This window comes from Microbacterium sp. MYb54 (assembly GCF_002979515.1).
Taxonomy (GTDB): domain Bacteria; phylum Actinomycetota; class Actinomycetes; order Actinomycetales; family Microbacteriaceae; genus Microbacterium.
Window position 1 is genome coordinate 65,240 of the sequence record NZ_PCPA01000015.1, and the last position, 22,245, is coordinate 87,484.

The following is a 22,245-nucleotide window of genomic DNA, read 5'->3' on the forward strand; positions in this document are numbered from 1 at the left end:
CTCACCGCAGCGCCGCCGAGGCGACCGCACGCATCGCGGATGTGACCACACCGAACGCTCCGGGCGATGAGAGCGCACACAGCACCTCCACCACGTGCTGCACCGCGTGCGTGTCACTCACTCCTCGCCCCCACTCCCCCTCCCAGTGCGACCGCAGCGTCCATTCCGAGAACCGACGAACGTCGTCTCGCCCTGGAGCGAGCACGCCCTCTCCGGCAGCAACCGCGTCAGCCACTTCGTCGACGGTGGCCGCGGACCGGTCGGCGACGGCGAGCAGGGCGAGGGTGGCTTTCCGAGACTGCCCGCTGAGATACGGGCCCGCCCGCCCGGCCTCTCGCACGACCTCGACGATCCGCTGGAATGCGCGAGCCTCTCCGACCGCCAACGACTGCCCCCGGTGCGTGACGACGACGCGTCCGCGCAGGCGGCGCACCGCCTTCGTCCGTCGCGCGAGCACCATGAGCGCATCCACGGGATCGGGCAGCCCATCCACCGCGGCATCCGGCCAGTCGAGGGCCTCGACGACTTCGGACACCACCGCACGGGGCAGCCACCCATCGGCCTGATCCTGCTCGACGCCGTCGGAGCCGATCCGCGCGACCAGCATCCGCAGGCTGGCCGTCGCCGACTCGATTGCCGCCGCCTCCGGAGGGGGCGCTGCGACGAGCCCCGTTTCTTCGAGGTGCGCGAGTAGCGCGAGTCTCCGCACCGGAGTCAGCGTCTCGGAAAGCGTCGCGATCGGCGAGGACGGCTGCAGGCCCTGGCCGATTTGCACCCCGACCGATGAGTCGAAGTGCGGCTGTACCAACCCGAATCGCTGCGCGAGCTCGAACTCGACATGCTCGGCGCGGAACGGCGGGCGCCGGACCTGCCACCCCACCGATCCCTCGTGCTCAGCCCGTCGCTCGCTCGGCACCGCTCGTCCGATGTCGACGACCGTGACCCTCGGATCGCCCATCATGGCTGTGAACGGGCCGCTGATAACCACGTCGACGACATCGGCGACACCGGGAATCGCGACCTGCTGCGCCTCTGACCTCCAGGGCGTGAGGTCGATGAGGGGCGACGAGTCGGCGCCGTCGTCGGACTCCGCCCATTCGAACTCAGACCATTCGGGCTCGAGCCCGAGGCTCAGCCGGTACGCCTCGATGACCCAATAGGAGGGCGCATCGCGCGGGACACCGATGACACGGGTGAACTCGGGACGATCGGCCACTGACATCTCGACATGAAGGGCCCGCGTGACGTGGACGTGCTCTGAGAGGTTCATCCGGGCAACGCTAGATCGCGGCTGACCCCGCCTTGTGCCCCGAGAACACGATCTGTCGAGAACTCATCGGAACCCGAGATCGTGCAGGGAAGCTCGCGCGAGCCCCCTGAGATCAGTCACCGCGAAGCGAAGGCCCTGCCGCACGAGAGGAGCATCCTCACCGCACCGCAGGGCCTGGCCTCCGCCGATCAGCGCAGCACGAACTCCACCGTCGTGACGTTGCCGGCCACGTCGTAGACGTGCAGCGTGTTGGCACCCTTGACGCCTCCGAACGCTCCCGGCTTCACGAAGTTGAGGTCTGACCAGGCGTTGTTCGTCAGGTCCTTCACCACGCCGTTGAGCTCGACCCGGTCGATCTTGCCCGCGTCGTTGAGCTTGTAGCTCACCTTGTCGTAGCCCGCCGCGTCGCCGACCGTGAAGGAGTCGCCCGTCTTGACGGTCACGGTGGGGGCTGTGGCATCGACGACCACATCGAAGGTCGAGGTCTTCGAGATGTTGCCCGCGGCATCCTGCGCGTTGTACCTGACCGTGTATGCCCCGTCGGGGAGCGTCACCGTCGCGACGTGCGAGCCGCTCGTGCCCGCGACGGGCGACTGCGTGCTCTTGACGAGCTTGCCGCCCTGGTAGATGTTTGCGACGATGCGCGCGAGGCCGACCTCGTCGGTCGCGTCGACCCGGATGTCGATGGTCTTAGACGGCCCGGCCGCGGTCGGGCTGACGAGAGTCACCTGCGGACGCGTGGTGTCCGGCACCTGACCTGCGACGAAGGCGACCGAGGTCTTCTCGGAGCGATTGCCGTACATGTCGACGGCGGTCACCTCGGCGATGTAGCGTGTGCCCTTCGTGAGGGTGATGAGCGGGGCATCGGCCTGTCGACCGTTGCGGATGGCGAGCGGGATCTCGAGGACGCTCGGACGCGGGGCGATCTGGAAGTCCGCGAGGACCTTCGCGCCGGCACGGATCGGCAGCGCCTCGACACCGGTAGCCGCATCGCGGACCCGCACGTCGTAGCCGTAGACTGACTCGTCATCGGTCGCGGCGGGGACGCGGAGCACGTCGGCTCCAGCGGCTGTCACGACATGTTCCGGCGCACCCTGCTGCACCGGGGCGACGTTGTCACGAGCGGCCGAGGTGTAATCGAAGTTCGCGCGCACCTCTTCGGGCGTGGCTCCGTCGAGGCGGACCGTCCAGGTCGGGCCAGCGAGCGTGCCCGCGCTGGCGAAGGGGTAACCGGACTGGTAGCCCCACGCACCGTTCGTGTAGGTGCGCTCGTCATCGGCCGCGAAGTTGATGCGGTCGACCTCGGTGCGGTCGGCGTAGACCTCGACGTACAGCGCCTGAGCGGTCGGAATCGTGAACTCGTCCCAGAGGGCGTTGCCGTAGATCTGGTACGCGTCGTGCGGGGTCTCGGTGTACGACATCGATCCGTCGTTGACCGCGGTGAACGCGCCCTGCCAGATCGAACGCTCGTCGTTCAGATTCAGGTGCGAGTGGCCCGAGAAGTAGACCGCCTGCGGGTAGCCGGAGAGGTCGGCGGTGAGAGCAGCGTTGGAGGCCTGGGCCCCGTCGTAGACCGTGTTGGCGGTGGGGCGGTGGCCGACGACGAAGAGCGGCTTGTTGAGGGCGTCGGGCTCCGCGGAGAGGGCGGCGAGGCGTCCCTGAAGCCAAGCGCGCTGCGCCCCCGAGTATCGCTCGGTGTCGATCACGAGGAACGTCTGGTCGTCGACCGTCTTCTCGTAGTAGCCGCCGGATGCGTTCGGGAACCACTCGCCGTAGTACTTGGCCATGTCGGCGTTGCCCACGTCGTGGTTGCCGTGCGACATCAGGATCGGGGTGTCGTCGAGGCCGAGGCGGTCGATGTTCTCGTCGAAGATCGTCTTCACGACCTGGTGGTCGGGCGCGGTGTTGTTGTTGTTGTCGTTGATCTGGTCGCCGTTGGAGATGATCAGGTCGGGGTCGGGGTTGATCGATGCGAGCGTGTCGAAGTGGCTCGCCCAGATGCCCCGGTTCTTCTCGGTGAGGGCCGACGTGTGCACGTCGCTCATCACGAAGAACGACAGCAGCGGCTCCTCGGCGGTCTTGATGATGTAGCCCTCGATCTCGGCTGGCGATGTGGCACCGCCCTTGATCGACACCGCGGCGAGGTTGGTCGTCTCGCCGATCACGAGCGGCTTCTTGTAGACCGGGCTTTTGGCGGTCGGCGTCGATCCGTCGAGGGTGTACCTGATCTCGGCGCCCTGCGGCCCGGTGAGTGCGACCGTGGTCGACTCGGTGAATCGTCCACCCTCCTGGCTGAACGTCGGAGCAGCCAACTCATCGGCGGCGTTCGCCGCTGCGAGGGGGAACGCGACGGCGGCGGCGACGGCCGCGAGCGTGCACACCCCTGCGATCTGTCTCTTCACTTGATCCTCTTCCACGTGTATATCTACGACGCGCGATTCGGCGCCCGAAAGCGACGTTAGGGAGCGAGTGGAGACGCGGAAGGGCGGGAGCAGGAACGTTAGGTAAACAACTTTGACCTAGGGGCGCAGAAGACTCGAGGGAGAAGTAAATACAAGATCACGGAGCGCCTGCGGCGTGCCCACCCGAGGACAACTTCGATCCTGGACAACCGTGGCGCCGTGATGCCGTGGGTGCCGTGGTGCCGTAGTGCCGTAGTGCCGCGGCTGCCTCGCACCCACTTGCGTCACGGCCGTCAGCGTCAGCGTCAGGCGGCAATATCGAAGCGCGCTCGGCCGCCGAGCCGCGGGGTCTGTGCGGGGTCGACGTATCGGGGTGGGATGAACCAGACCCGCGCCGCCGCACCCCCGCTCCCGCTCCCGCTCCCGCTCCCGCTCCCGCTCCCGCTCCCGCTCCCGCTCCCGGCAGCATCGATGCGGATCTCCCACCCGTTGTCATGGATGCGGTGATGGCATGTCTCGCACAGCAGCACCCCATTGGAGAGATCGGTCGGTCCGTGATCGCGTTTCCACCATCGGATGTGATGCGCCTTCGTCATTTCCGGAGGCAATCCGCACATCGCACATCCCCCGTCACGCTCCACCAGCGCCAACCGTTGGGCTCGGGTGAACAACCGTCTCTCCCGCCCCCAATCGAGAATCTCACTATCCCCACCGAGAACACACGGAATCACGCCACCCCCAGCTGCCATCCTCCGCGCGGCTCCGACACTCACCGGCTGATCGACACCGTCCACAGTCGCCGACCCGGTGCCGGCCTCCAGATCGTCGAGGTTCATCCGTACGATCACGGTCGCGCCCGCCACCGGAACCCGCCGCTCGCACCCGAGAACATGCGCGCAGAACACAGCGAGGGCATCAGCCTGAATCATCGGCACCGTCCGCCGATCCGCATCCGGAGCACCCGCGTCAGGAGCATCCTTCCGCGCAGCGAACGCCGCCGTCACGAACCCCCGGATCGCCGTCACGACCGGTGCCGCGGTCTCGACATCGAGCACAGCATTCAGATGCACCATCCCATCCCGCTCGAACAACGACAGTGCGCGCTTGTTGCGGCGGTCTTCCTCCTGAGGCTCCAGACCATCAGGATCGAGCCACGCCTCCACCCTGACCACGAGCTTGCGCACGTCATCGAGCGCCAATCCTGCCGCCTTCTGCACCAGCATCCGCTCCCCTTCGGCGATGCGCTCCACCCCGGCGGCGACGCGGCAGCGATCCAGCACCGCGATGATCAGCGCCGCGCCCTGCGCGCTCAGCGCCCCCGAACCGAGCGCCTCGCGGACAAGCGGGTACCTCGCCGGCAATGGCGATCCGATCAGATCGGTGCGCGGCGCCGTCGCCTCGCCCACCTTGACGAGGCGAGAGGCATCTCCCGTCGACACACCCGTTGTCGCGGCGATCAGCTTGGCCGGAGTGCGGAAGCCCTGCTGCTTCGCCAGACTCTCCGCTCCCAGCTCGGGTCGTGACTCATGCGAGATGCCCGCGGCCACATCGACATGCACCGCATCAAGTCGCCGCTGGACCATACCTATCGCGTCGTTTACCGTGATGAGCTGCGCGCGGGAGAGGTCACCGGAATCGACGGCCCCCGACCAAGCCGCGTCAAGGCGAGCCATCGCCTCGTGCAAACCGGTCAATGTCGACATGCTTCATTTTATCCCGCATACACGCCAGATTCGTAGCTTTGCACGAATCGCATGCCGGAATTCCGCACAGATCAAGCGATCGCGGCCATCCGAAGGACTGCACAAGAAGCGCTTATATAGAACTTATCCACGAGTTTCGGGAATGCGCCCCGCAAGCAGCTCCTGCAACCGCCCGGCCTCACCGTCCGGCATCGCGTACCCGTGCTCTGCGGCCGGATACTCGCCACCGCGAACTTCGGCCGCATACGCCTCGACGCCGGCGATCGCGGCGCTGCGCAGATCGGCGTAGCGCTTGACGAACTTGGCTGAACCGCCGTCGTAGAGGCCGAGCAGATCGTGGAAGACGAGCACCTGTCCATCGGCATCCGCTCCGGCTCCGATGCCAATCACGGGTATGTCGAGCAGCGGCACGAGCGCGGCGGTGACCTCGGACGGCACCGCTTCGACCACGAGCATCGAGCATCCGGCAGCCTGCAGCGCGAGGGCGTCGTCGATCACGGCGAGCGCCGCGTCGGCGGTGCGTCCCTGCGCACGGTAGCCGCCGAGCGCTGTGGCCGTCTGCGGGGTGAGTCCGACGTGCCCGACGACCGGGATTCCGGCCCGCACGAGCGCCCGCGCACGGTCGACGGTCGTGCCGCCGCGCTCGATCTTCACGAGGTCGCAGCCGGCCTCTTTGATGAAGCGTTGAGCCGTGGTGATGGCGAGCTCGTCGGAGGCCTCATAGGAGCCGAACGGCAGGTCGCCGACGAGCAGTGGAGCGGTCAGTCCGCGCCGCACAGCCTTCGTCAGCATGAGCATCTCGTCGATCGTGACGGGAACTGTGCTGTCGTAGCCGAGCACGGTCATCGCGGCCGAGTCGCCCACGAGCACGACATCGACGCCGGCGGTCTCGACGATCTGCGCGCTGGGGTGGTCGTAGGCGGTGACCATGACGATCGGTTCGCGAGCCCCCTTCTTCGCGGTCAGAGCAGCGAGCGTGACGCGCTTGCGGGGAGCGGCGTGGGCGCTCATGCGCTGGCCTCCGTCAGCAGACGGTCGACGGCGTCGTCGACCTGGATGATCGTGTTGCTGCGGTCGACATGCACGACGACCGGTTCGTAGCTCGCGAGGTCTTCGCGTGAGTAGTCGGCATAGGAGATGACGATGACGGTGTCGCCCGTGTGCACGAGGCGAGCGGCCGCGCCGTTGACCTGGACGACACCGGATCCGCGCTCGGCCACCAGGGTGTAGGTCTCGAACCGGGCGCCGTTGTCCACGTCGACGACATGCACCTGCTCGTGCGGGAGGATGTCGGCGGCTTCCAGCAGGTCGGGGTCGATCGTGATCGATCCGACGTAATTCAGGTCGCTGGCAGTGATGGTCGCTCGGTGGATCTTCGACTTCAGCATGGTGCGTCGCATCAGACGTCGCCCTTCGGGTCGTGGGGATTCGCGTCCGGGACAGATGCGTCTGGGACAGATGCGTCTGCGACAGATGCATCTGTGACGGAGAAGACGTGGTTGTCGATCAGCCGGGCAGCCCCGACGTGCGCGGCGACCGCGAGCAGAGCGTCGGCTTCGATGCGGGTGACGGGTTGCAGCGTCTCGGCATCTCGGAGTTCGAGATACTCGGGGCCGATTCCGGCGTCGTCGAGCACACTGCGTGCGGCCGACAGGATGCTGTCGGCCTCGCGCTCCCCCGCGTCGAACACCACGGCCGCCGCCTCGAGGGCGCGGTTCAGGGCGGTCGCCCGCGCGCGGGCCTCCAGGTCGAGGTACACATTGCGTGAGCTCATGGCGAGCCCGTCGGCCTCGCGCACGATCGGGCACGCGACGATCCGCACGTCGAGGTCGAGGTCGCGCACGACGCGGCGGACCACCAGCACCTGCTGCGCATCCTTCTGTCCGAAGTACGCCGCATCCGGTCGGACGATCCCGAACAGTTTCGTGACGACCGTGGCGACGCCGTCGAAGTGGTGCGCTCCGCGGCTGGCGCCGTCGAGCACGTCGGTGAGGCCGTCGACGTGGATGTTCGTCGCGAACCCGTCGGGATAGATCTCCGCCGCGGCGGGGGCGAACAGAATGTCCACGGCCTCGGCTTCGGCGAGCGCGGCGTCGCGGTCCTCATCGCGCGGGTAGGCGCTGAGGTCTTCGTTCGCGCCGAACTGGGTCGGGTTCACGAAGAGCGAGACGACGACGAGATCGGATGCCGCGCGCGCGGCACGCATGAGCGAGAGGTGGCCGTCGTGGAACGCGCCCATCGTGGGGACGAGGCCGATCGTCTTGTTCGCACCCCTGGCTTCGCGGATCGCTGCTCTGACCTCGGGGATCGTGCGGAGGATCCTCATGCGGGCGACTCCTCGGTTGCAGTATCGGGGCGGGCAATAGCGGGGTGGGTGGCGATCGTGCGGGTGGCTTCGGCGAGAGCGTCGAACAGGTCATGGAGTGCGACCTCTCCGGCAGCTGCCCGCTGACGCGCGACGGTCGCCTCATCCCCCCGGGCGATGGGTCCGGTCAGAACAGCGGCGGCACCGCTCGTCGCCCAGTTCTCGACGGTCTGACGGACGAGCGGGGCCAGGAGCGCCCGCGCTTCGTCGTGGGGAATGCCCGCAGCCGAGGCCAGCCTCTCGCCCGCGTCGAGCATGGTGAGGACGAAGTTCGAGGCGAAGGATGCGGCCGCGTGATAGGTCGCGCGGTGTGCGTCGTCGACCTCGAAAGCGCGAGCACCGAGGGCTGCGGCGAGCTGTTCCGCGACCTCGCGGGCTTCGGGCGTGCGGCCGGCGATCGCGGCGCCGATGCCGTTGAACGCCTCGGCCGCCTCCGTGCCGGTGAAGGTCTGCAGCGGATGGAGGCTGAAGTCCACGTCGGCGAGCGGGGTGGCGCCGGAGACATGCCCGAGGAAGCGCGCGTGGGATCGGGCTTCGTGGGCGACCTCCGCGATCGCGGCATCCGGGACGCAGAGCAGCACGACGTCTGCATCAGGGATCTGCTCGTCGCGCCCGGACGGGCCGAGAACCTCGAGCTCCGCCGCGCGCAGTGCCCGCGCGAGTACACGTCCGAGACGGCCGGCGCCGACGATGGCGATGGTCGTTCCTGGTGTGAGCGAAGGAGAGGTCTGCATGTCGATTCCCCGAGCCGGAAGAGGCGGTTCGGATGGCAGAAGTATCCGCCCGTCGCGGCGTCCGCTCCAAATCGCAGAGCAGAGTGCAAACCTCATCGGGACTTTTAGTTGTGATTATGCACTTACAAGACCAGGAGCTTTTGTCAATTCGCTCTCGCGCATCGAGTGACCTAGAGAACCGAGTCCAGCAGCCCGGGGAAGAGCGCGTCGAGGTCGTCGCGCCGCAGCGTCAGCATCCGACGGCGCCCGTTCGGCTCGTTGCGGATGACGCCGGCTTCGCGCAGCACCTTCATGAAGTGCGACTTGGTCGACTTCGGCAGGTTCGGGTCGGTGGCGTGGCAGGCGGCCATGTCGAGGGGGCCATCGGCGAGCTGGCGCGTGATCGCGAGGCGCTCGGGGTCGCTGAGCGCGAAGAGCACGTCTGTGAGCTCGATCTCGGAGCGCTCCGGGTGCGGAAGGTCGCCAGGCATAGTTCGAGAATAGTTGAACAATCGACGGATGGCGAGTACGCTCCGATAGTTCGATGATTCTCGAACCTTACGAGGAGACCCCGTGACCACGACCGAGCCGATCGTCGCCGTCCCGCTGCCGACGACCGCCCCGCGGGCGCGCACCCGGTTCGGGTTCGTCCTGGCGATCGTCGCGCAGATCCTGATGATGGTCGGGGCGAGTGCACCATCGCCGTTCTACCCGGTGCTCGCACAGGAGATCGGCTTCGACGCGATCGTCATCAGCGCGGTGTTCGCGGTCTACGCGGTGGCACTGCTGCTCACCCTCCTCACCGCCGGGTCGCTGTCGGACCATATCGGCCGTCGCCCCGTCGTGATCGCGGGATTCCTGCTGCTCGCCGGAAGCATGTTCCTGTTCTGGCATGCGGATGCCGTCGCGATGCTGTTCCTCGCCCGGATTCTGCAGGGCGTCGCGAGCGGTCTGCTCATCTCGGCGCTGTCGGCGACGGTGCTCGACTTCGCGCCGGGCGGACGCGCGGGGGTCGCAGCACTGTGGAACGCGCTGAGCCCGGGGATCGGGCTGGCGCTCGGGGCGCTCGTGTCCGGCGTGATGCTCGACGTCAGCGGCGAGGCTCTGCTCGATGTGTTCGCACCACTGAGCTCGGCCTACATCGTGCTCGCAGCCCTCTTCTTCCTCGTTCCGGAGACTGCACCCCGCAAGCCCGGCGTCTGGGAATCCCTGAGCTTCCGCCTGTCGATCCCGTCCGCGATTCGGGCCGACTTCTGGCGCGGCGCTCCGGCCGTGATCGCGGGGTGGGCGACGGGCGGGCTGTTCCTGTCTCTCGGCGCGAACATCGTGCGGGGCGAGCTCGGTGGAGAAGCGCACGTCTGGCAGGGTCTCGGCGTCGTGCTACTCGCCGGGGTCGGGGCCATCACGGCTTTCGCCCTCCGGAAGATCGCGGCGCGCTCGATGGTGCTGTTCGGCACGTCGGCGCTGGCGTTCGGAACCCTGCTGTCGCTCATCGCACTCGGCCTCGGCTCGCTGCCGTTCTACCTCGTCGCCGCCGCGGTGACCGGCATGGGATTCGGGACCGCGTTCTCGGGAGTGGTCGCATCGTTGGCACCGCGGATCCCGGCGACGCAGCGGGCCGACACCTTCGCCGTGATCTACCTGCTGGCGTACCTGGCGTTCGGGGTTCCGGCCGTCATCGCGGGCGCGCTGGTCGGGGTCGTCGGCCTCGAAGCGGTGTGCGTCGGCTACGGAATCGTCGTGATCGCCCTGGCAGGGATCGCGTTCGGGTTGCGTATGCGCCGAGCGGCATAGAAGCGCGGATGCGCCTCAGCGCACCACCAGCTGCGGGGTGATCAGCGCATGTGCGGAGCCCGACTCGAGAGTGCGCGGCGCGACGATCTCACCCGTCGGGCCCATCAGGAGCTCGAGGATCGCCGTCGCCACGTCCTCCGGGCGCTGCTCGACGCTCGAGAAGCCCAGCGCCTCCGCGGTCGGGGTGTTGTCGAAGCCGATCACCGGTAGCGAGAGCCCCGCGGCGGCGACCGCCAGCAGCGCGCCGACGGCGAGCGAGTCGCTCGCACACACCAGGGCAGCCGGCACCGGTCCCGCGGCGAGCGCTGCGTCCATGCAGGTGCGGGCGAACGGAACACCCTCCTCCGCCGTCAGCCGCATACCCTGCGCGCCTGCCGCGGCCATCGCCTCGAGCCAGCCGCGTTCACGATCGTCCCCGGTTCCGGAACCGCCCGGCCAACCGAGGAACGCCACGTTGCTGCCGCGGATCAGTGCGTGCTCGGTCGCGGCTCGCGTTCCGGCCGCACCGTCGACGTCGACCCAGAGGTGCCGCGGGTCGGCGATGTCGTCTTCGCCCCAGGGCCGGCCGAACGAGATGAAGGGCAAACCGTCGTCGTCGAGGCTGCGTACGCGGGGATCGTCGCGCGACGTGCCGGTGATGATGGCCGCGTCGATCTCCGACCCTTCCCAGAGCTCCGACAGCCGCTGGATCTCCTCCTCGCGTGTGCGGGCCGCATAGACGAGCATCCGCATTCCGCGCTCACTCGCGCGCTCCGTGATCGCATGCACGAAGCGGTCGAGGACGACTCCCGAGATGCCGCCGACGTAGGGATCGAGCCGGATGCCGATGGTCGAGCTACGTCGCAGTCGCAGACGTCGTGCGGCCGCATGGCGGCGATAGCCGAGCTCGTGGATCGCCGTGATCACGCGCTCTCTGGTCGCCGGGCGGACGATGTCCGGGGTGTTGAGCACGTTCGATACCGTCTGTCGCGAGACGCCGGCGCGCTCGGCGACGTCTTCGACGGTGGGCGCCTTCGCCATCGAACCTCCTCGCTCTGGGCCGGGGTTGACACTTCCCGCGACTCCCGCTTAGCCTATTCCACGCAGAGTTTGATCGTTCAAATTTCTGCGACGATCCCGCACGGTCCTCCCCGAGACCGTCGCCCGCAGTGACTCATCAAAGGAGAGAGACCATGACACGGCACACCACTCGCGCAGTCTTCGGCACCGGAGCGGTGCTGCTCACCGGCGCCCTCGTGCTCACCGGCTGCGGATCCGGTTTCGCCGGAGACGACCAGAAGGCGGATGCCGAGGGGCTCACCTCCTCCGACGATGCGCTCACAGTGCTCATCGGCTCCTCCGGAGACGCCGAGACCGCAGCAGTGCAGTCGGCCGTCGACGCGTGGTCGGCCGAATCCGGCACGAAGGTGAAGCTCCAGACCGCCAGCAACCTCGACCAGGAACTCTCGCAGGGCTTCGCCGCCGGCGACCCGGCAGATCTGTTCTACCTCTCCACCGATCAGGCATCCGGCTACGCGGCCAACGGCTCGCTCAAGGCCTATGGCGACGAGCTCTCCAACAAGGACGACTTCTACCCCTCACTCGTGGAGAACTTCACCGTCGACGGTACGTTCTACTGCGCGCCGAAGGACTTCTCCACGCTCTCCCTCATCATCAACACGCAGATGTGGACCGACGCCGGACTCACCGACGCCGACCTCCCGAAGACGTGGGACGACCTCGCCGCCGTCGCGCAGAAGCTCACGACGGCCGACCACGTCGGTCTCGCCTTCGGTGCCGAGTACCAGCGCGTCGGGGTGTTCATGGCGCAGGCCGGTGGCGGTCTCGTCAGCGACGGCAAGGCCATCGCCGACGACCCCGCCAACGTCGAAGCGCTCGACTACGTCAAGTCGCACCTCGCCGACGGCACGTTCGCCTTCGCCAAGGATGTCGGGGCCGGCTGGGGCGGAGAGGCTCTCGGCAAGCAGTCCGCCGCGATGGTCATCGAGGGCAACTGGATCACCGGCGCGCTGTCGAACGACTACAGCAGCCTCGAGTACACGGTCGCTGAGCTCCCCGAGGGTGCGGGCGGCAAGGGCACGCTGCAGTTCACCAACTGCTGGGGCATGGCCGCCGACAGCCCGAACCAGCAGGCAGCTCTCGACCTCGTGGAGTACCTGACGAGCGCCGACAGCCAGCTCGCGTTCTCGAAGGCCTTCGGCCCGATGCCCTCGATCAAGTCGGCCGCTGATGACTGGACCTCGGCGAACCCGGAACTCGAGCCGTTCCTCGCCGGCGCGGAGTACGCGCAGTTCCCGCCGAACCAGGCCGGAACCGCCGATGTCATCGCCGACTTCAACTCGCAGCTGGAGTCGCTGAAGACCGCCGACCCGAAGACGATCCTCGACTCCGTCCAGTCGAACCTCGAAGCGGTCGTCAAGTAACCATGACGGTCAAGGCAACGCCTCGCCGCGGTGGGGCCTCCGGGCTCCGCCGCGGCGAGGCGGCAGCCGGGTGGCTGTTCACCGCGCCGGTGATCGTGATCCTCGGTGTCTTCCTCCTGATCCCCGTGATCATGGCGCTCTGGGTGAGCGTCTCGGACTGGGCCGGCCGCGGCAGCCCCCTCTCCGGATCGGTGTCGTTCGTCGGCGCCGACAACTTCGCAGCCGTGCTCACCGACGGCGGTCTCGCGACGAAGGACTTCGGCACGTCGCTACGCAACAACGCCTGGTACGTCGCACTCGTGGTCCCGCTGCAGACCGCACTCGCACTGTTCCTCGCGATCCTCGTGAACCGTGCGATGCTCCGCGGTCGCGGCTTCTTCCGCACCGCCTACTACTTCCCCTCGGTGACCAGCACGGTCGCGATCACCGTGCTGTGGATGTTCCTCTTCACCTCGAGCGGTGCCGTGAACGACGTGCTCTCCTGGTTCGGAATCAACGGTCCCAACTGGTTCAACGATCCGCGCGGCATCTTCCATCTGGCACTCGGCACGGTCGGCCTCGATGCCGGTCCGGCAGCCCTCACCCAGGGCGGCACCCTCGGAGTGTCGTGGTGGGAGTGGCTCGCCGGCCCCTCTGTCGCGATGAGCGCCTACATCCTGATGGCCATCTTCACGACCTCCGGCACCTTCATGCTCATCTTCCTCGCCGGTCTCCAGAACCTCGGCGCCGACGTCGATGAAGCGGCCATGATGGACGGCGCGAACGGGTGGCAGCGGTTCTGGCGCATCACGCTCCCGCAACTGCGTCCGACCCTGTTCACCGTGCTCACCCTCGGCCTCATCGGCTGCTGGCAGGTGTTCGACCAGATCTACACGGGTACCCGAGGAGCGCCGAGCAAGACCACGCTCACCCCGGCCTACCTGTCGTACCAGACCGCATTCCAGAACCAGGAGTGGGGACAGGGAGCGGCGATCGCGTTCATCCTGTTCGTCATCATCGTGATCTTCACGCTGTTGCAGCGCTGGGTGCTGCGTGAGCGCCCCGTGTCGAAGCGCCGCATCCGCGCCTACGAGTCCTCGTCGAAGGGAGCATCGTCATGAGATGGCTCTCCTCCAAGCAGCTCACCTGGCAGATCGCGCTCTACGCGCTGCTGATCATCCTCGCGATCATCTACATCTATCCGTTCCTGATCCAGGTCGCGACGAGCTTCAAGACCGATGAGGATGCCGCGTCCAGCGGCATCACCCTCATCCCGGACGTATGGACTTTCGCGGCCTACGAGCGGCTGTTCCGCAACTCCGACTTCCCGTCGTGGTTCGTGAACAGTGCGATCGTGACGATCTTCGTCACCGCAGGGCGGGTGTTCTTCAACTCGCTCGCCGGATATGCGCTCGCCCGGCTCCGCTTCCGTGGGCGCGGTGTCGTCTTCGCGGCACTGGTCGCGGTGATGTCGGTGCCGACCGTTGTGCTGCTGATCCCCAAGTTCCTCGTGATCAACCAGCTCGGCATCTTCAACTCCTATGCCGGGATGATCCTGCCGCTGCTCGTCGATGCGGCCGGGGTGTTCATCATGAAGAACTTCTTCGAGTCGATCCCCGAGTCGGTCGAAGAGCAGGCGCGCATCGACGGCGCCGGCACCTTCCGACTGTTCTGGTCTGTGGTGCTGCCGATGGCGACGCCGGCGCTCGTGACGATCGTGATCCTGTCGTTCCAGGGCTCTTGGAACGAGCTCAGCCACTTCATCGTGTCGACCAACGACCCCGCCCTGACCACCCTGACCAAGGGCGTCGCGTCGCTGGCCAGCGGTGGACTCAGCCAGGGCACCCAGTATCCGCTCAAGCTGGCGGCCGCGCTCATCATGACGATCCCCGTCGCCGTGATGTTCTTCGTCTTCCAGCGCCGCATCATGAACTCCACAGAAGGAGCCGTCAAGGAATGACCGCCACCCCGCCCCTCCAGCCACTGCTGGACGACGCCGTGATCATGCTCGAGGCGCCGACCCAGGCATGGTCCGACGACGTCGGCCGCATGGGCACCGCCTCGATCCACGGCATCTACCACGGTGATGTCCGGCACGTCCGGACCATCGAGATCTCGGTCGACGGCACTGCTTTCGAGTCGATCGGCTGTTCCTCGCCCGTGCCGCAGCAGACCGTTCTGACGGACGTGCTCCGGGGGCTCGACGACGAATCCGCCGATCCGAAGGTGCGGCTGGATCGCCATCGACGGGTCGCCGCCGGATCCTTCTCGGAGCGGATCACGATCGCCTCCCACCTCGACACCGCGATCGCGGCGGGCATCACCGTGCGCGTCGTCCCGGACTTCGCGCCGATGCAGCAGGTCAAGGCCGGGCTCGCCGCCGAAGCGACCTGGAGCTGGGACGGATCGGTCTGCCGTGCGGGAGATGCTTCTTTCGCCCTCACGGCGCCCCAGGCCGACGTGGCGCGTGACGGCGATGCTCTGGTGCTGCGGTGGGACGTGTTGGTTCCGCCACGGGGATCCGTCGCCGTGGGGTGGCTGCTCGACCTCGAAGATCCGACCCTCGTCGTCGCGCCCGCCCTGCCCTCGCTCGCTCCGCAGCCGGCCGTCCCCGCCGATTCCCGAGCAGCGCGCTGGATGGACCAGGCCACGGCCGACCTCGCCGCGCTCCGCCTCGCGCTCCCCGCGCATCCGGATGACGCGTTCTACGCCGCGGGCGCTCCCTGGTTCTTCACGCTCTTCGGCCGGGACTCGCTCTGGGCCGCGCGGCTCGCGCTGACCCTCGACCCCGACATGGCCGCATCCACCCTGCGCGTGCTGGCCCGGCTCCAGGGCACCACGCACGATGCGTCGACAGCCGAGGCTCCGGGCAAGATCGCGCACGAGCTGCGCAGCGGCACCCTCTCGGTTCCCAACGAAGGCGTGCACCTGCCGCCGCTGTACTACGGCACCGTGGATGCGACCCCGCTCTGGATCTGCCTGCTCGCCGACGCCCATGCCGCGGGGATGCCGGAGCGCGAGGTGCGGGCACTGCTCCCGGCGCTGCGGGCGGCTCTGACCTGGATGACGGTGCACGGCGACGCATCCGGCAGCGGCTTCATCGACTATGCGGACGAGTCGGGGCACGGTCTCGCGAACCAGGGTTGGAAGGACTCCGGCGACTCGATCCAGTGGCGTGACGGGCGGCTGGCCGAGGGTCCGATCGCACTGAGCGAGGTGCAGGGGTATGCGTACGAGGCGGCCGTCCGCGGCGCAGACCTGCTCGACACGTTCGGCGAATCCGGTGCCGCGGAGCTTCGGACGTGGGCCGCAGATCTGCGCGAACGCTTCCGCGCGGCGTACTGGGTCACAACGCCCGAGGGGCACTACCCCGCGATCGCCCTCGACGCGCGCGGCGCCCCGGTCGACACCCTCACCAGCAACATCGGACACCTCATCGGCACCGGCATCCTCGACCGCGAGGAAGAGCGGGCCTGCGCCGCGCTCCTCGTCGCGCCGAGCATGTCGAGCGGCTACGGCATCCGCACGATGTCGACCGGAGCCGCCGGCTACTGGCCGCTGAGCTACCACGGCGGCAGCGTGTGGGCGCATGACACCGCCATCGCCGTGCACGGCATGATGCGTGCCGGGCTCGACGCCGAGGCGCGGATGGTCGCCGGGCAGCTGCTCGACCTCGCGGAGGGCTTCGACTATCGCGTGCCCGAGCTGCATTCCGGAGATGCTCTGGTACCCGGCGGCGCACCCCTCCCGTATCCCGCAGCCTGCCGTCCGCAGGCGTGGTCGGCAGCGGCGGCCGTCGTGGTCGCGCACGCGTTGGAGTGAGCCGGTCGATCAGATGAGCCGGTCGATCGGCTGAGTGCCGGGTGGCCTCAGCCGATCGCCGTACCGTCCTTCCAGACGGTCCGCACGAGCGGAACGCCGGGACGATAGGCGAGGTGGATCCGGGTCGGTGCCTCCAGCAGCACGAGGTCGGCCCTGGCGCCGGGCGTGATCACGCCGACGTCTTCGCGGCGCAGCGCCTTCGCGCCGCCCGCGGTCGCCGCCCAGACGGCTTCGGCCGGGGTCATCCCCATGTCGCGCACTGCCACGGCGATGCAGAACGGCATCGATGAGGTGAAGCTCGACCCCGGGTTCGTGTCGCAGGCCAGAGCCACGGTCACTCCCGCGTCGATCAGGCGGCGCGCGTTCGGATACGGCTGGCGCGTCGAGAATTCGACGCCCGGCAGCAGGGTCAGCACGGTGTCGGAGCCGGCGAGCGCGTCGACGTCGGCATCCGTCAGATAGGTGCCGTGGTCGATGGAGGCCGCACCGAGCTCGACGGCCAGACGCACACCCTCTCCCGGTCCGAGCTGGCTGGCGTGCACGCGGGGTGCGAGTCCGCGGGCGATGCCAGCTTCGAGCACCCGCCGTGACTGCGGCACGGTGAAGGCTCCGGTCTCGCAGAAGACGTCGATCCACTTCGAGTGCGGGGCACACGCGTCGAGCATGGGTCCGGTGACCAGGTCGACGTACTCGTCCGGACGGTCGGCGTACTCCGCGGGCACGACATGCGCTCCGAGGAAGGTCACCTCTGGGGTTACCTCGGCGGCCAGGCGCACCAGGCGCTCCTCATCGACGACACTCAGCCCGTAGCCGCTCTTGATCTCGACGGTCGTCGTGCCCTGGGCGAGCATCTCGTCGAGGAAGCCCCGCAGCCGTGCGCGCAGCTCGTCATCGGTCGCGGCGCGGGTGGCGGCGACGGTCGAGCGGATGCCACCGGCGGCGTACTTCTGCCCCGCCATGCGCGCCTCGAACTCGACGGCGCGGTCACCCCCGAAGACGAGGTGGCTGTGACTGTCGACGAACCCGGGGATCACCGCGCGTCCGGCGGCATCCACGACCTCGTCGGCGGCGGGAGCGTCTGCGGCTGGCCCGACCCATGCGATCCGCTCGCCGTCGATCAGCACGGCCGCGTCGGTCAGGGTTCCGGTGCGGTCGCCGTCGACATCGCCGCCGGTAGCGACGTTGGTGGTCAGTTCCGCGATGTTCGTGATGAGCGTGCGCATCCGCATCCTTCCGAGGGACCGACGTCGCCAGGCGGATCGCCCGACGACGCCGGTTCGAGTGTGTCAGAGCTTGTCGACGTCAGAGCTTGTCGACGCCAGAGCTTCTCGGCGTCAGAGCTTCTCGACGTCAGAGCATCGGCACCTTGAGCCCGCGCTCTCGGGCGACCTCGCGGGCGTGCTCGTAGCCGGCGTCGACGTGGCGCATCACTCCGGTGCCGGGGTCGTTCGTCAGCACGCGCTCGAGCTTCTCGGCCGCGAGCGCGCTACCGTCGGCGACACTGACCTGGCCGGCGTGGATGGAGCGGCCGATGCCGACGCCACCGCCGTGGTGCAGCGACACCCAGGAAGCGCCGGATGCCGTATTGAGCAGAGCGTTCAACAGCGGCCAGTCGGCGATCGCGTCGGAGCCGTCCTTCATCGCCTCGGTCTCGCGGTAGGGCGATGCCACGGAGCCGGAGTCGAGGTGGTCGCGGCCGATCACGATCGGGGCCGACAGCTCGCCCGAGGCGACCATCTCGTTGAACTTGAGCCCGGCGAGGTGCCGCTCCTTGTACCCGAGCCAGCAGATGCGAGCGGGCAGACCCTCAAAGTGCACCTTGTCGGCGGCCTTCTCAAGCCAGCGGTGCAGGGCTGCGTCTTCGGGGAAGAGCTCGGCGATCGCCCGGTCGGTCTTGTAGATGTCTTCGGGGTCTCCGGAGAGGGCCGCCCAGCGGAACGGTCCGCGTCCTTCCTCGAACTGCGGGCGGATGTAGGCCGGCACGAATCCGGGGAACTCGAACGCCCGGTCGAAGCCGCCCAGCTTCGCCTCGGCACGGATCGAGTTGCCGTAGTCGAACACCGCGGCTCCCCCATCCTGAAACGCCACCATGGCCTCGACGTGCGCAGCCATCGACTCGCGCGAGCGGCGGGTGAACTCCTCGGGATCGCGCGCGGCTTCGGCTTTCCAGTCCGCGACGGTGATGCCGACCGGAAGGTAGGCGAGCGGGTCGTGGGCGCTGGTCTGATCGGTCACGATGTCGATCGGCACACCGCGACGCAGCAGCTCGGGGAACACCTCGGCCGCATTGCCGACGACACCGACCGAGAGAGCCTCTCCGGCTTCCTTGGCGGCGACCACGCGGGCGATGGCCGCATCGAGATCGGTCGAGTACTCGTCGAGGTAGCCGTGCTCCACCCGGCGGGCGAGTCGCGACTCATCCACGTCGACGATCAGCACCGCCCCGTCGTTCATGGTCACGGCGAGCGGCTGGGCGCCGCCCATCCCGCCGGCACCGCCCGTGAGAGTCAGCGTTCCGCGGAGCGAGTCGCGACCGAGCGAGCGGGCGACGGCGGCGAAGGTCTCATACGTGCCCTGCAGGATCCCCTGCGTGCCGATGTAGATCCATGACCCGGCGGTCATCTGCCCGTACATGATGAGCCCGAGCTCTTCGAGCTTGCGGAACTCGGGCCACGTCGCCCAGTCGCCGACCAGGTTCGAGTTGGCGATGAGTACGCGCGGTGCCCACTCGTGGGTGCGGAAGACTCCGACCGGCTTGCCCGACTGCACCAGCAGCGTCTCATCCGGCTCGAGCTCGTCGAGGGTGCGCACGATCGCGTCGTACGCCTCCCAGCTGCGGGCGGCCTTGCCGGTGCCGCCGTAGACCACCAGGTCTTCCGGGTGCTCGGCGACCTCGGGATCGAGGTTGTTCATCAGCATGCGCTTGGCTGCCTCGGCGCCCCAGCTCTTCGCGGTGCGCTGGTTGCCGCGTGCAGCGCGGACGACGCGGGGCCCGGACACCGGAGCATCGGATGCGCTGGTCGCGGGAGCGGTGGTGCCGGATGCGGTGGTGTCGGATGCGGTGGACTCAGCCATGAGTGTGCTCCTTTGCGATGCGGGCGACGTCGCCCGACTGGACGAGGGCCGTGACAGCTTCCATCTCCGGGGAGAGGAAGCGGTCGGGGCCGGGGCCTTCGGCAACCGTGCGGACCAGGTCGCGCACGGCCCCGGTCGCGGGTCCCGCCTGCAGCGGAGCGCGCAGGTCGAGAGCGCGGGCGCCGGTGAGGATCTCGATCGCGAGCACACGGCCGAGGCCGTCGATCGCGCGACGCAGCTTGCGGGCGGCCGCCCATCCCATCGACACGTGGTCTTCCTGCATGGCGGAGGACGGGATCGAGTCGACGGATGCCGGCACCGCGAGGCGCTTGAGCTCGGAGACGATTCCGGCGGCCGCGTACTGCGCGATCATGAGGCCGGAGTCGACGCCGACCTCATCGGCGAGGAACGGCGGGAGGCCGTGGCTGCGGGCGGGGTCCAGGGCGCGGTCCGTGCGGCGCTCGGAGACCGAGGCGACGTCAGCGACCGAGATCGCGAGGAAGTCGAGGACAGCAGCGACCGGAGCGCCGTGGAAGTTGCCGTTCGACTCGATGCGCCCGTCGGGAGTGATGACCGGGTTGTCGATGACACTGGCGAGCTCGCGGCCGGCGATCATGGCCGCATGGGCGAGGGTGTCGCGTGCGGCGCCGTGCACCTGGGGCGAGCAGCGCAGCGAATAGGCGTCCTGCACGCGGCCGTCGTCCGGTCCCTTGTGGCTGGCGACCATGGGGGAGTCGCCGAGGAAGGCGCGCAGGTTGGCGGCGGACTCGGCCTGACCCATCTGGGCACGGAGCGCCATCAGGTCGGCGGCGAACACGGCGTCGGTGCCCAGCTGCGACTCGACCGACATGGCCGCAGCGATGTCGGCGGTGAGCAGGAGCGTCTCGAGGTCGTGGAGCGCGAGCACCAGCATGCCCAGCATGCCGTCGGTGCCGTTGATGAGGGCGAGGCCCTCCTTCTCGACGAGGGTGAGCGGCTCGATGCCCGCGGCGGCGAGAGCCTCAGCTGCGGGCACCAGAGCGCCGGATGCATCGCGGACGTCGCCTTCGCCCATCGCGGCCAGGGCGATGTGCGCGAGAGGGGCGAGATCGCCCGAGCAGCCGAGCGAGCCGTACTCGCGAACCACGGGCGTGATGCCTTCGTTGAGCAATGCCGCATAGGTCTCGACGACGACCGGGCGCACGCCGGTGCGTCCGGAGGCCAGCGTCTGCAGGCGCAGGAGCTGCAGACCGCGGACGACCTCGCGCTCGACCTCGGTACCGGTGCCCGCGGCGTGCGAGCGGATCAGGCTGGCCTGCAGCTGGAGTCGCCGGTCGGGGGCGATGAACGTGGTCGCGAGGGCGCCGAACCCGGTGGAGACGCCGTAGTGCGGGTTCGGGTCTGCCGCGAGGCCGTCGATCACGCGTCGGGTGTCGGCGACGCGAACGAGCGCGTCGGCATCGATCTGGACGGGAGCGTCGTGGCGGACGACGGCGACGACATCGGCGGGAGACAGCGGAGCCGCTCCGACCAGCACGGGGGCAAGTTCGGTCATGGTTCGATTCCACACCCGACGTGTCGTGGGGGACACCCGTTCGTGCGATGCTGTGTCTGTGATCCCAGACAAGCCCGAGGCGATGCAGGTTGGCACCTCCAAGGCTCCTGCCGCTCAAGCGCCTGCCACGCAGGTGCCGGCCACTCAGGTGCCGGCCACACAGGCGCCTGCCACGCAGGTGCCGGCTGCGGAGAACACGCTGCACATCCTGAGCTATCTCGCCGGGCGGCCTACTCCGGTGGCGGCGTCGGCGATCGCGCGCGAGCTCGAGCTGCCACGGTCGACGGTCTATCACCTGCTCACCACGATGGCTGCGCATGGATTCGTGCTGCACCTGAGGGAAGAGCGCCGCTGGGGCCTCGGAACCTCGGCTTTCGAACTCGCCGGCGGGTACACGCGTCAACAACCCCTGGCGCGAAGAGGTCGGCCGCTGGTCGCTGCACTATCGGACAGGCTGGGCGAAAGCGCGCACCTCGCCGTGATGAGCGGTGGGGATGTGTTGTACATCGTCGAAGAACGTGCACCTCGACGGCCCGCGCTGGTCACTGACGTCGGCGTCCGGCTGCCAGCGCACCTCACTGCATCGGGCCGCGCGATGCTCGCTGCCCTTCCCCGCGAGCAGGTGCGGGCGCTCTATCCCGATGTGTCGGCGTTCCCCGATCGCACGGGCCTCGGCCCCCGGACCCCGCGCGAGCTGCGGGAGTTGCTGCGTGAGGTGCGGTCGCGTGGTTATGCCACCGAGAACAGCGAGATCGCGGATGGACTGCGAAGCGTGGGCGCGGCCGTCCTCGACCACACCGGGTGGCCGGTCGCTGCCGTGGCCGTGACCTGGGCCGACGAGAGTCTCGATGAGCGTGAGCTCGCGGACGCCGTGATCGACACCGCGGCGGTGTTGGAGTCCCGGATGAAGCGGTGAGCATGGGTCTTGGCGAAGGCGTGTGCCTTGGCGAGGCGCGGACCCTGGCGAAAGCGTAGGCGCTGGCACCGGCCCTGGCCCTGGCCCTGGCCAAACATGGGCCTTAACGAAGAAGAACCGCCCTGGTCGGGGCGGCTCTTCTTCTTGTTTCGGGCACTCTTCGTGTGAACGCAAAATGGCCACCCAACGATGGGTGGCCATTTTGACTAAAAGGAGTCCGGCGGTGTCCTACTCTCCCACAGGGTCCCC

Annotated in this window: 18 protein-coding genes; 6 read left to right on the forward strand and 12 right to left on the reverse strand. The window is 68.4% G+C overall.

The window, feature by feature from the left end:
• Nucleotide 1 precedes the first annotated feature (1 nt).
• From CQ040_RS15220 to CQ040_RS15255, 8 genes are all read right to left on the reverse strand, one after another.
• Nucleotides 2–1,270 carry a hypothetical protein gene (locus CQ040_RS15220; protein ID WP_105527590.1) on the reverse strand — a complete coding sequence of 423 codons (1,269 nt, stop codon included), beginning with the start codon at nucleotides 1,268–1,270 and terminating at the stop codon, nucleotides 2–4.
• Between the two features lie 188 nt (nucleotides 1,271–1,458).
• On the reverse strand, nucleotides 1,459–3,672 hold the full coding sequence (locus CQ040_RS15225; RefSeq protein ID WP_146113911.1) for a chitobiase/beta-hexosaminidase C-terminal domain-containing protein: 2,214 nt from the start codon (nucleotides 3,670–3,672) through the stop codon (nucleotides 1,459–1,461).
• 305 nt (nucleotides 3,673–3,977) lie between these two features.
• Nucleotides 3,978–5,375, reverse strand: a complete 1,398-nt coding sequence (locus CQ040_RS15230) for an HNH endonuclease signature motif containing protein (RefSeq protein WP_258132755.1) — start codon at nucleotides 5,373–5,375, stop codon at nucleotides 3,978–3,980.
• 123 nt (nucleotides 5,376–5,498) lie between these two features.
• Complete coding sequence (panB, locus tag CQ040_RS15235) at nucleotides 5,499–6,386, reverse strand: 3-methyl-2-oxobutanoate hydroxymethyltransferase (protein ID WP_105527592.1); 888 nt, start codon at nucleotides 6,384–6,386, stop codon at nucleotides 5,499–5,501.
• The gene (panD, locus tag CQ040_RS15240; protein WP_105527593.1) at nucleotides 6,383–6,775 is read right to left on the reverse strand and encodes an aspartate 1-decarboxylase; all 393 of its coding nucleotides are present in this window, start codon (nucleotides 6,773–6,775) and stop codon (nucleotides 6,383–6,385) included. Before panD ends, panB begins: the two co-directional genes overlap by 4 nt.
• Nucleotides 6,775–7,701 (reverse strand): pantoate--beta-alanine ligase, encoded by a 927-nt coding sequence (gene panC / locus CQ040_RS15245; RefSeq protein ID WP_105527594.1) that lies wholly within the window; start codon nucleotides 7,699–7,701, stop codon nucleotides 6,775–6,777. The genes panD and panC overlap by 1 nt, the downstream gene beginning before the upstream one ends.
• On the reverse strand, nucleotides 7,698–8,474 hold the full coding sequence (locus tag CQ040_RS15250) for a Rossmann-like and DUF2520 domain-containing protein (RefSeq protein ID WP_105527595.1): 777 nt from the start codon (nucleotides 8,472–8,474) through the stop codon (nucleotides 7,698–7,700). The genes panC and CQ040_RS15250 overlap by 4 nt, the downstream gene beginning before the upstream one ends.
• A gap of 170 nt (nucleotides 8,475–8,644) precedes the next feature.
• Entirely contained in the window at nucleotides 8,645–8,944 is a 300-nt protein-coding gene (locus tag CQ040_RS15255) for a helix-turn-helix transcriptional regulator (protein WP_105527596.1), read from the reverse strand.
• Nucleotides 8,945–9,026: 82 nt separating this feature from the next.
• Between CQ040_RS15255 and CQ040_RS15260 the strand changes: the two genes are divergently transcribed.
• Nucleotides 9,027–10,247 carry an MFS transporter gene (locus CQ040_RS15260; RefSeq protein WP_258131715.1) on the forward strand — a complete coding sequence of 407 codons (1,221 nt, stop codon included), beginning with the start codon at nucleotides 9,027–9,029 and terminating at the stop codon, nucleotides 10,245–10,247.
• A 15-nt stretch (nucleotides 10,248–10,262) separates the two neighbouring features.
• On the opposite strand, the gene CQ040_RS15265 is transcribed toward CQ040_RS15260, so the two are convergent.
• Nucleotides 10,263–11,267: a LacI family DNA-binding transcriptional regulator gene (locus CQ040_RS15265; protein WP_105527597.1), complete on the reverse strand. Its 1,005-nt coding sequence runs from the start codon at nucleotides 11,265–11,267 to the stop codon at nucleotides 10,263–10,265.
• 152 nt (nucleotides 11,268–11,419) lie between these two features.
• Between CQ040_RS15265 and CQ040_RS15270 the strand changes: the two genes are divergently transcribed.
• The 4 genes from CQ040_RS15270 to CQ040_RS15285 are packed head-to-tail and all read left to right on the forward strand — an operon-like array spanning nucleotide 11,420 to nucleotide 16,471.
• Entirely contained in the window at nucleotides 11,420–12,670 is a 1,251-nt protein-coding gene (locus tag CQ040_RS15270; protein ID WP_105527598.1) for an extracellular solute-binding protein, read from the forward strand.
• A 2-nt stretch (nucleotides 12,671–12,672) separates the two neighbouring features.
• The gene (locus CQ040_RS15275; RefSeq protein ID WP_105527599.1) at nucleotides 12,673–13,770 is read left to right on the forward strand and encodes a carbohydrate ABC transporter permease; all 1,098 of its coding nucleotides are present in this window, start codon (nucleotides 12,673–12,675) and stop codon (nucleotides 13,768–13,770) included.
• Nucleotides 13,767–14,609: a carbohydrate ABC transporter permease gene (locus CQ040_RS15280; protein WP_105527600.1), complete on the forward strand. Its 843-nt coding sequence runs from the start codon at nucleotides 13,767–13,769 to the stop codon at nucleotides 14,607–14,609. The genes CQ040_RS15275 and CQ040_RS15280 overlap by 4 nt, the downstream gene beginning before the upstream one ends.
• Complete coding sequence (locus CQ040_RS15285) at nucleotides 14,606–16,471, forward strand: glycogen debranching N-terminal domain-containing protein (protein WP_105527601.1); 1,866 nt, start codon at nucleotides 14,606–14,608, stop codon at nucleotides 16,469–16,471. The genes CQ040_RS15280 and CQ040_RS15285 overlap by 4 nt, the downstream gene beginning before the upstream one ends.
• A gap of 47 nt (nucleotides 16,472–16,518) precedes the next feature.
• Here CQ040_RS15285 and hutI read toward each other — a convergent pair whose 3' ends face one another.
• The 3 genes from hutI to hutH all read right to left on the reverse strand — a co-directional run bounded on the left by hutI (nucleotide 16,519) and on the right by hutH (nucleotide 21,080).
• Complete coding sequence (hutI, locus tag CQ040_RS15290; RefSeq protein WP_105527602.1) at nucleotides 16,519–17,694, reverse strand: imidazolonepropionase; 1,176 nt, start codon at nucleotides 17,692–17,694, stop codon at nucleotides 16,519–16,521.
• A gap of 127 nt (nucleotides 17,695–17,821) precedes the next feature.
• A complete protein-coding gene (hutU, locus tag CQ040_RS15295) occupies nucleotides 17,822–19,546 on the reverse strand; it encodes a urocanate hydratase (RefSeq protein WP_258131711.1) in 1,725 nt (574 codons plus the stop codon).
• Entirely contained in the window at nucleotides 19,539–21,080 is a 1,542-nt protein-coding gene (gene hutH, locus CQ040_RS15300) for a histidine ammonia-lyase (RefSeq protein ID WP_105527603.1), read from the reverse strand. The genes hutU and hutH overlap by 8 nt, the downstream gene beginning before the upstream one ends.
• Nucleotides 21,081–21,258: 178 nt before the next feature.
• On the opposite strand from hutH, the gene CQ040_RS15305 reads away from it, so the two are divergent.
• Nucleotides 21,259–21,996 carry an IclR family transcriptional regulator gene (locus CQ040_RS15305; protein WP_105527612.1) on the forward strand — a complete coding sequence of 246 codons (738 nt, stop codon included), beginning with the start codon at nucleotides 21,259–21,261 and terminating at the stop codon, nucleotides 21,994–21,996.
• Nucleotides 21,997–22,245 lie beyond the last annotated feature (249 nt).

Excerpts from the sequence above, each read along its gene's own strand:
- CQ040_RS15265 (WP_105527597.1), bottom strand. The coding sequence starts at position 11,267 with ATGGCGAAGGCGCCCACCGTCGAAGACGTCGCCGAGCGCGCCGGCGTC.
- CQ040_RS15250 (WP_105527595.1), bottom strand. The coding sequence starts at position 8,474 with ATGCAGACCTCTCCTTCGCTCACACCAGGAACGACCATCGCCATCGTC.
- CQ040_RS15230 (WP_258132755.1), bottom strand. The coding sequence starts at position 5,375 with ATGTCGACATTGACCGGTTTGCACGAGGCGATGGCTCGCCTTGACGCG.
- CQ040_RS15280 (WP_105527600.1), top strand. The coding sequence starts at position 13,767 with ATGAGATGGCTCTCCTCCAAGCAGCTCACCTGGCAGATCGCGCTCTAC.
- hutH (WP_105527603.1), bottom strand. The coding sequence starts at position 21,080 with ATGACCGAACTTGCCCCCGTGCTGGTCGGAGCGGCTCCGCTGTCTCCC.
- CQ040_RS15255 (WP_105527596.1), bottom strand. The coding sequence starts at position 8,944 with ATGCCTGGCGACCTTCCGCACCCGGAGCGCTCCGAGATCGAGCTCACA.
- hutI (WP_105527602.1), bottom strand. The coding sequence starts at position 17,694 with ATGCGCACGCTCATCACGAACATCGCGGAACTGACCACCAACGTCGCT.
- CQ040_RS15285 (WP_105527601.1), top strand. The coding sequence starts at position 14,606 with ATGACCGCCACCCCGCCCCTCCAGCCACTGCTGGACGACGCCGTGATC.
- panD (WP_105527593.1), bottom strand. The coding sequence starts at position 6,775 with ATGCGACGCACCATGCTGAAGTCGAAGATCCACCGAGCGACCATCACT.
- CQ040_RS15220 (WP_105527590.1), bottom strand. The coding sequence starts at position 1,270 with ATGAACCTCTCAGAGCACGTCCACGTCACGCGGGCCCTTCATGTCGAG.
- panC (WP_105527594.1), bottom strand. The coding sequence starts at position 7,701 with ATGAGGATCCTCCGCACGATCCCCGAGGTCAGAGCAGCGATCCGCGAA.
- CQ040_RS15275 (WP_105527599.1), top strand. The coding sequence starts at position 12,673 with ATGACGGTCAAGGCAACGCCTCGCCGCGGTGGGGCCTCCGGGCTCCGC.
- hutU (WP_258131711.1), bottom strand. The coding sequence starts at position 19,546 with ATGGCTGAGTCCACCGCATCCGACACCACCGCATCCGGCACCACCGCT.
- CQ040_RS15270 (WP_105527598.1), top strand. The coding sequence starts at position 11,420 with ATGACACGGCACACCACTCGCGCAGTCTTCGGCACCGGAGCGGTGCTG.
- panB (WP_105527592.1), bottom strand. The coding sequence starts at position 6,386 with ATGAGCGCCCACGCCGCTCCCCGCAAGCGCGTCACGCTCGCTGCTCTG.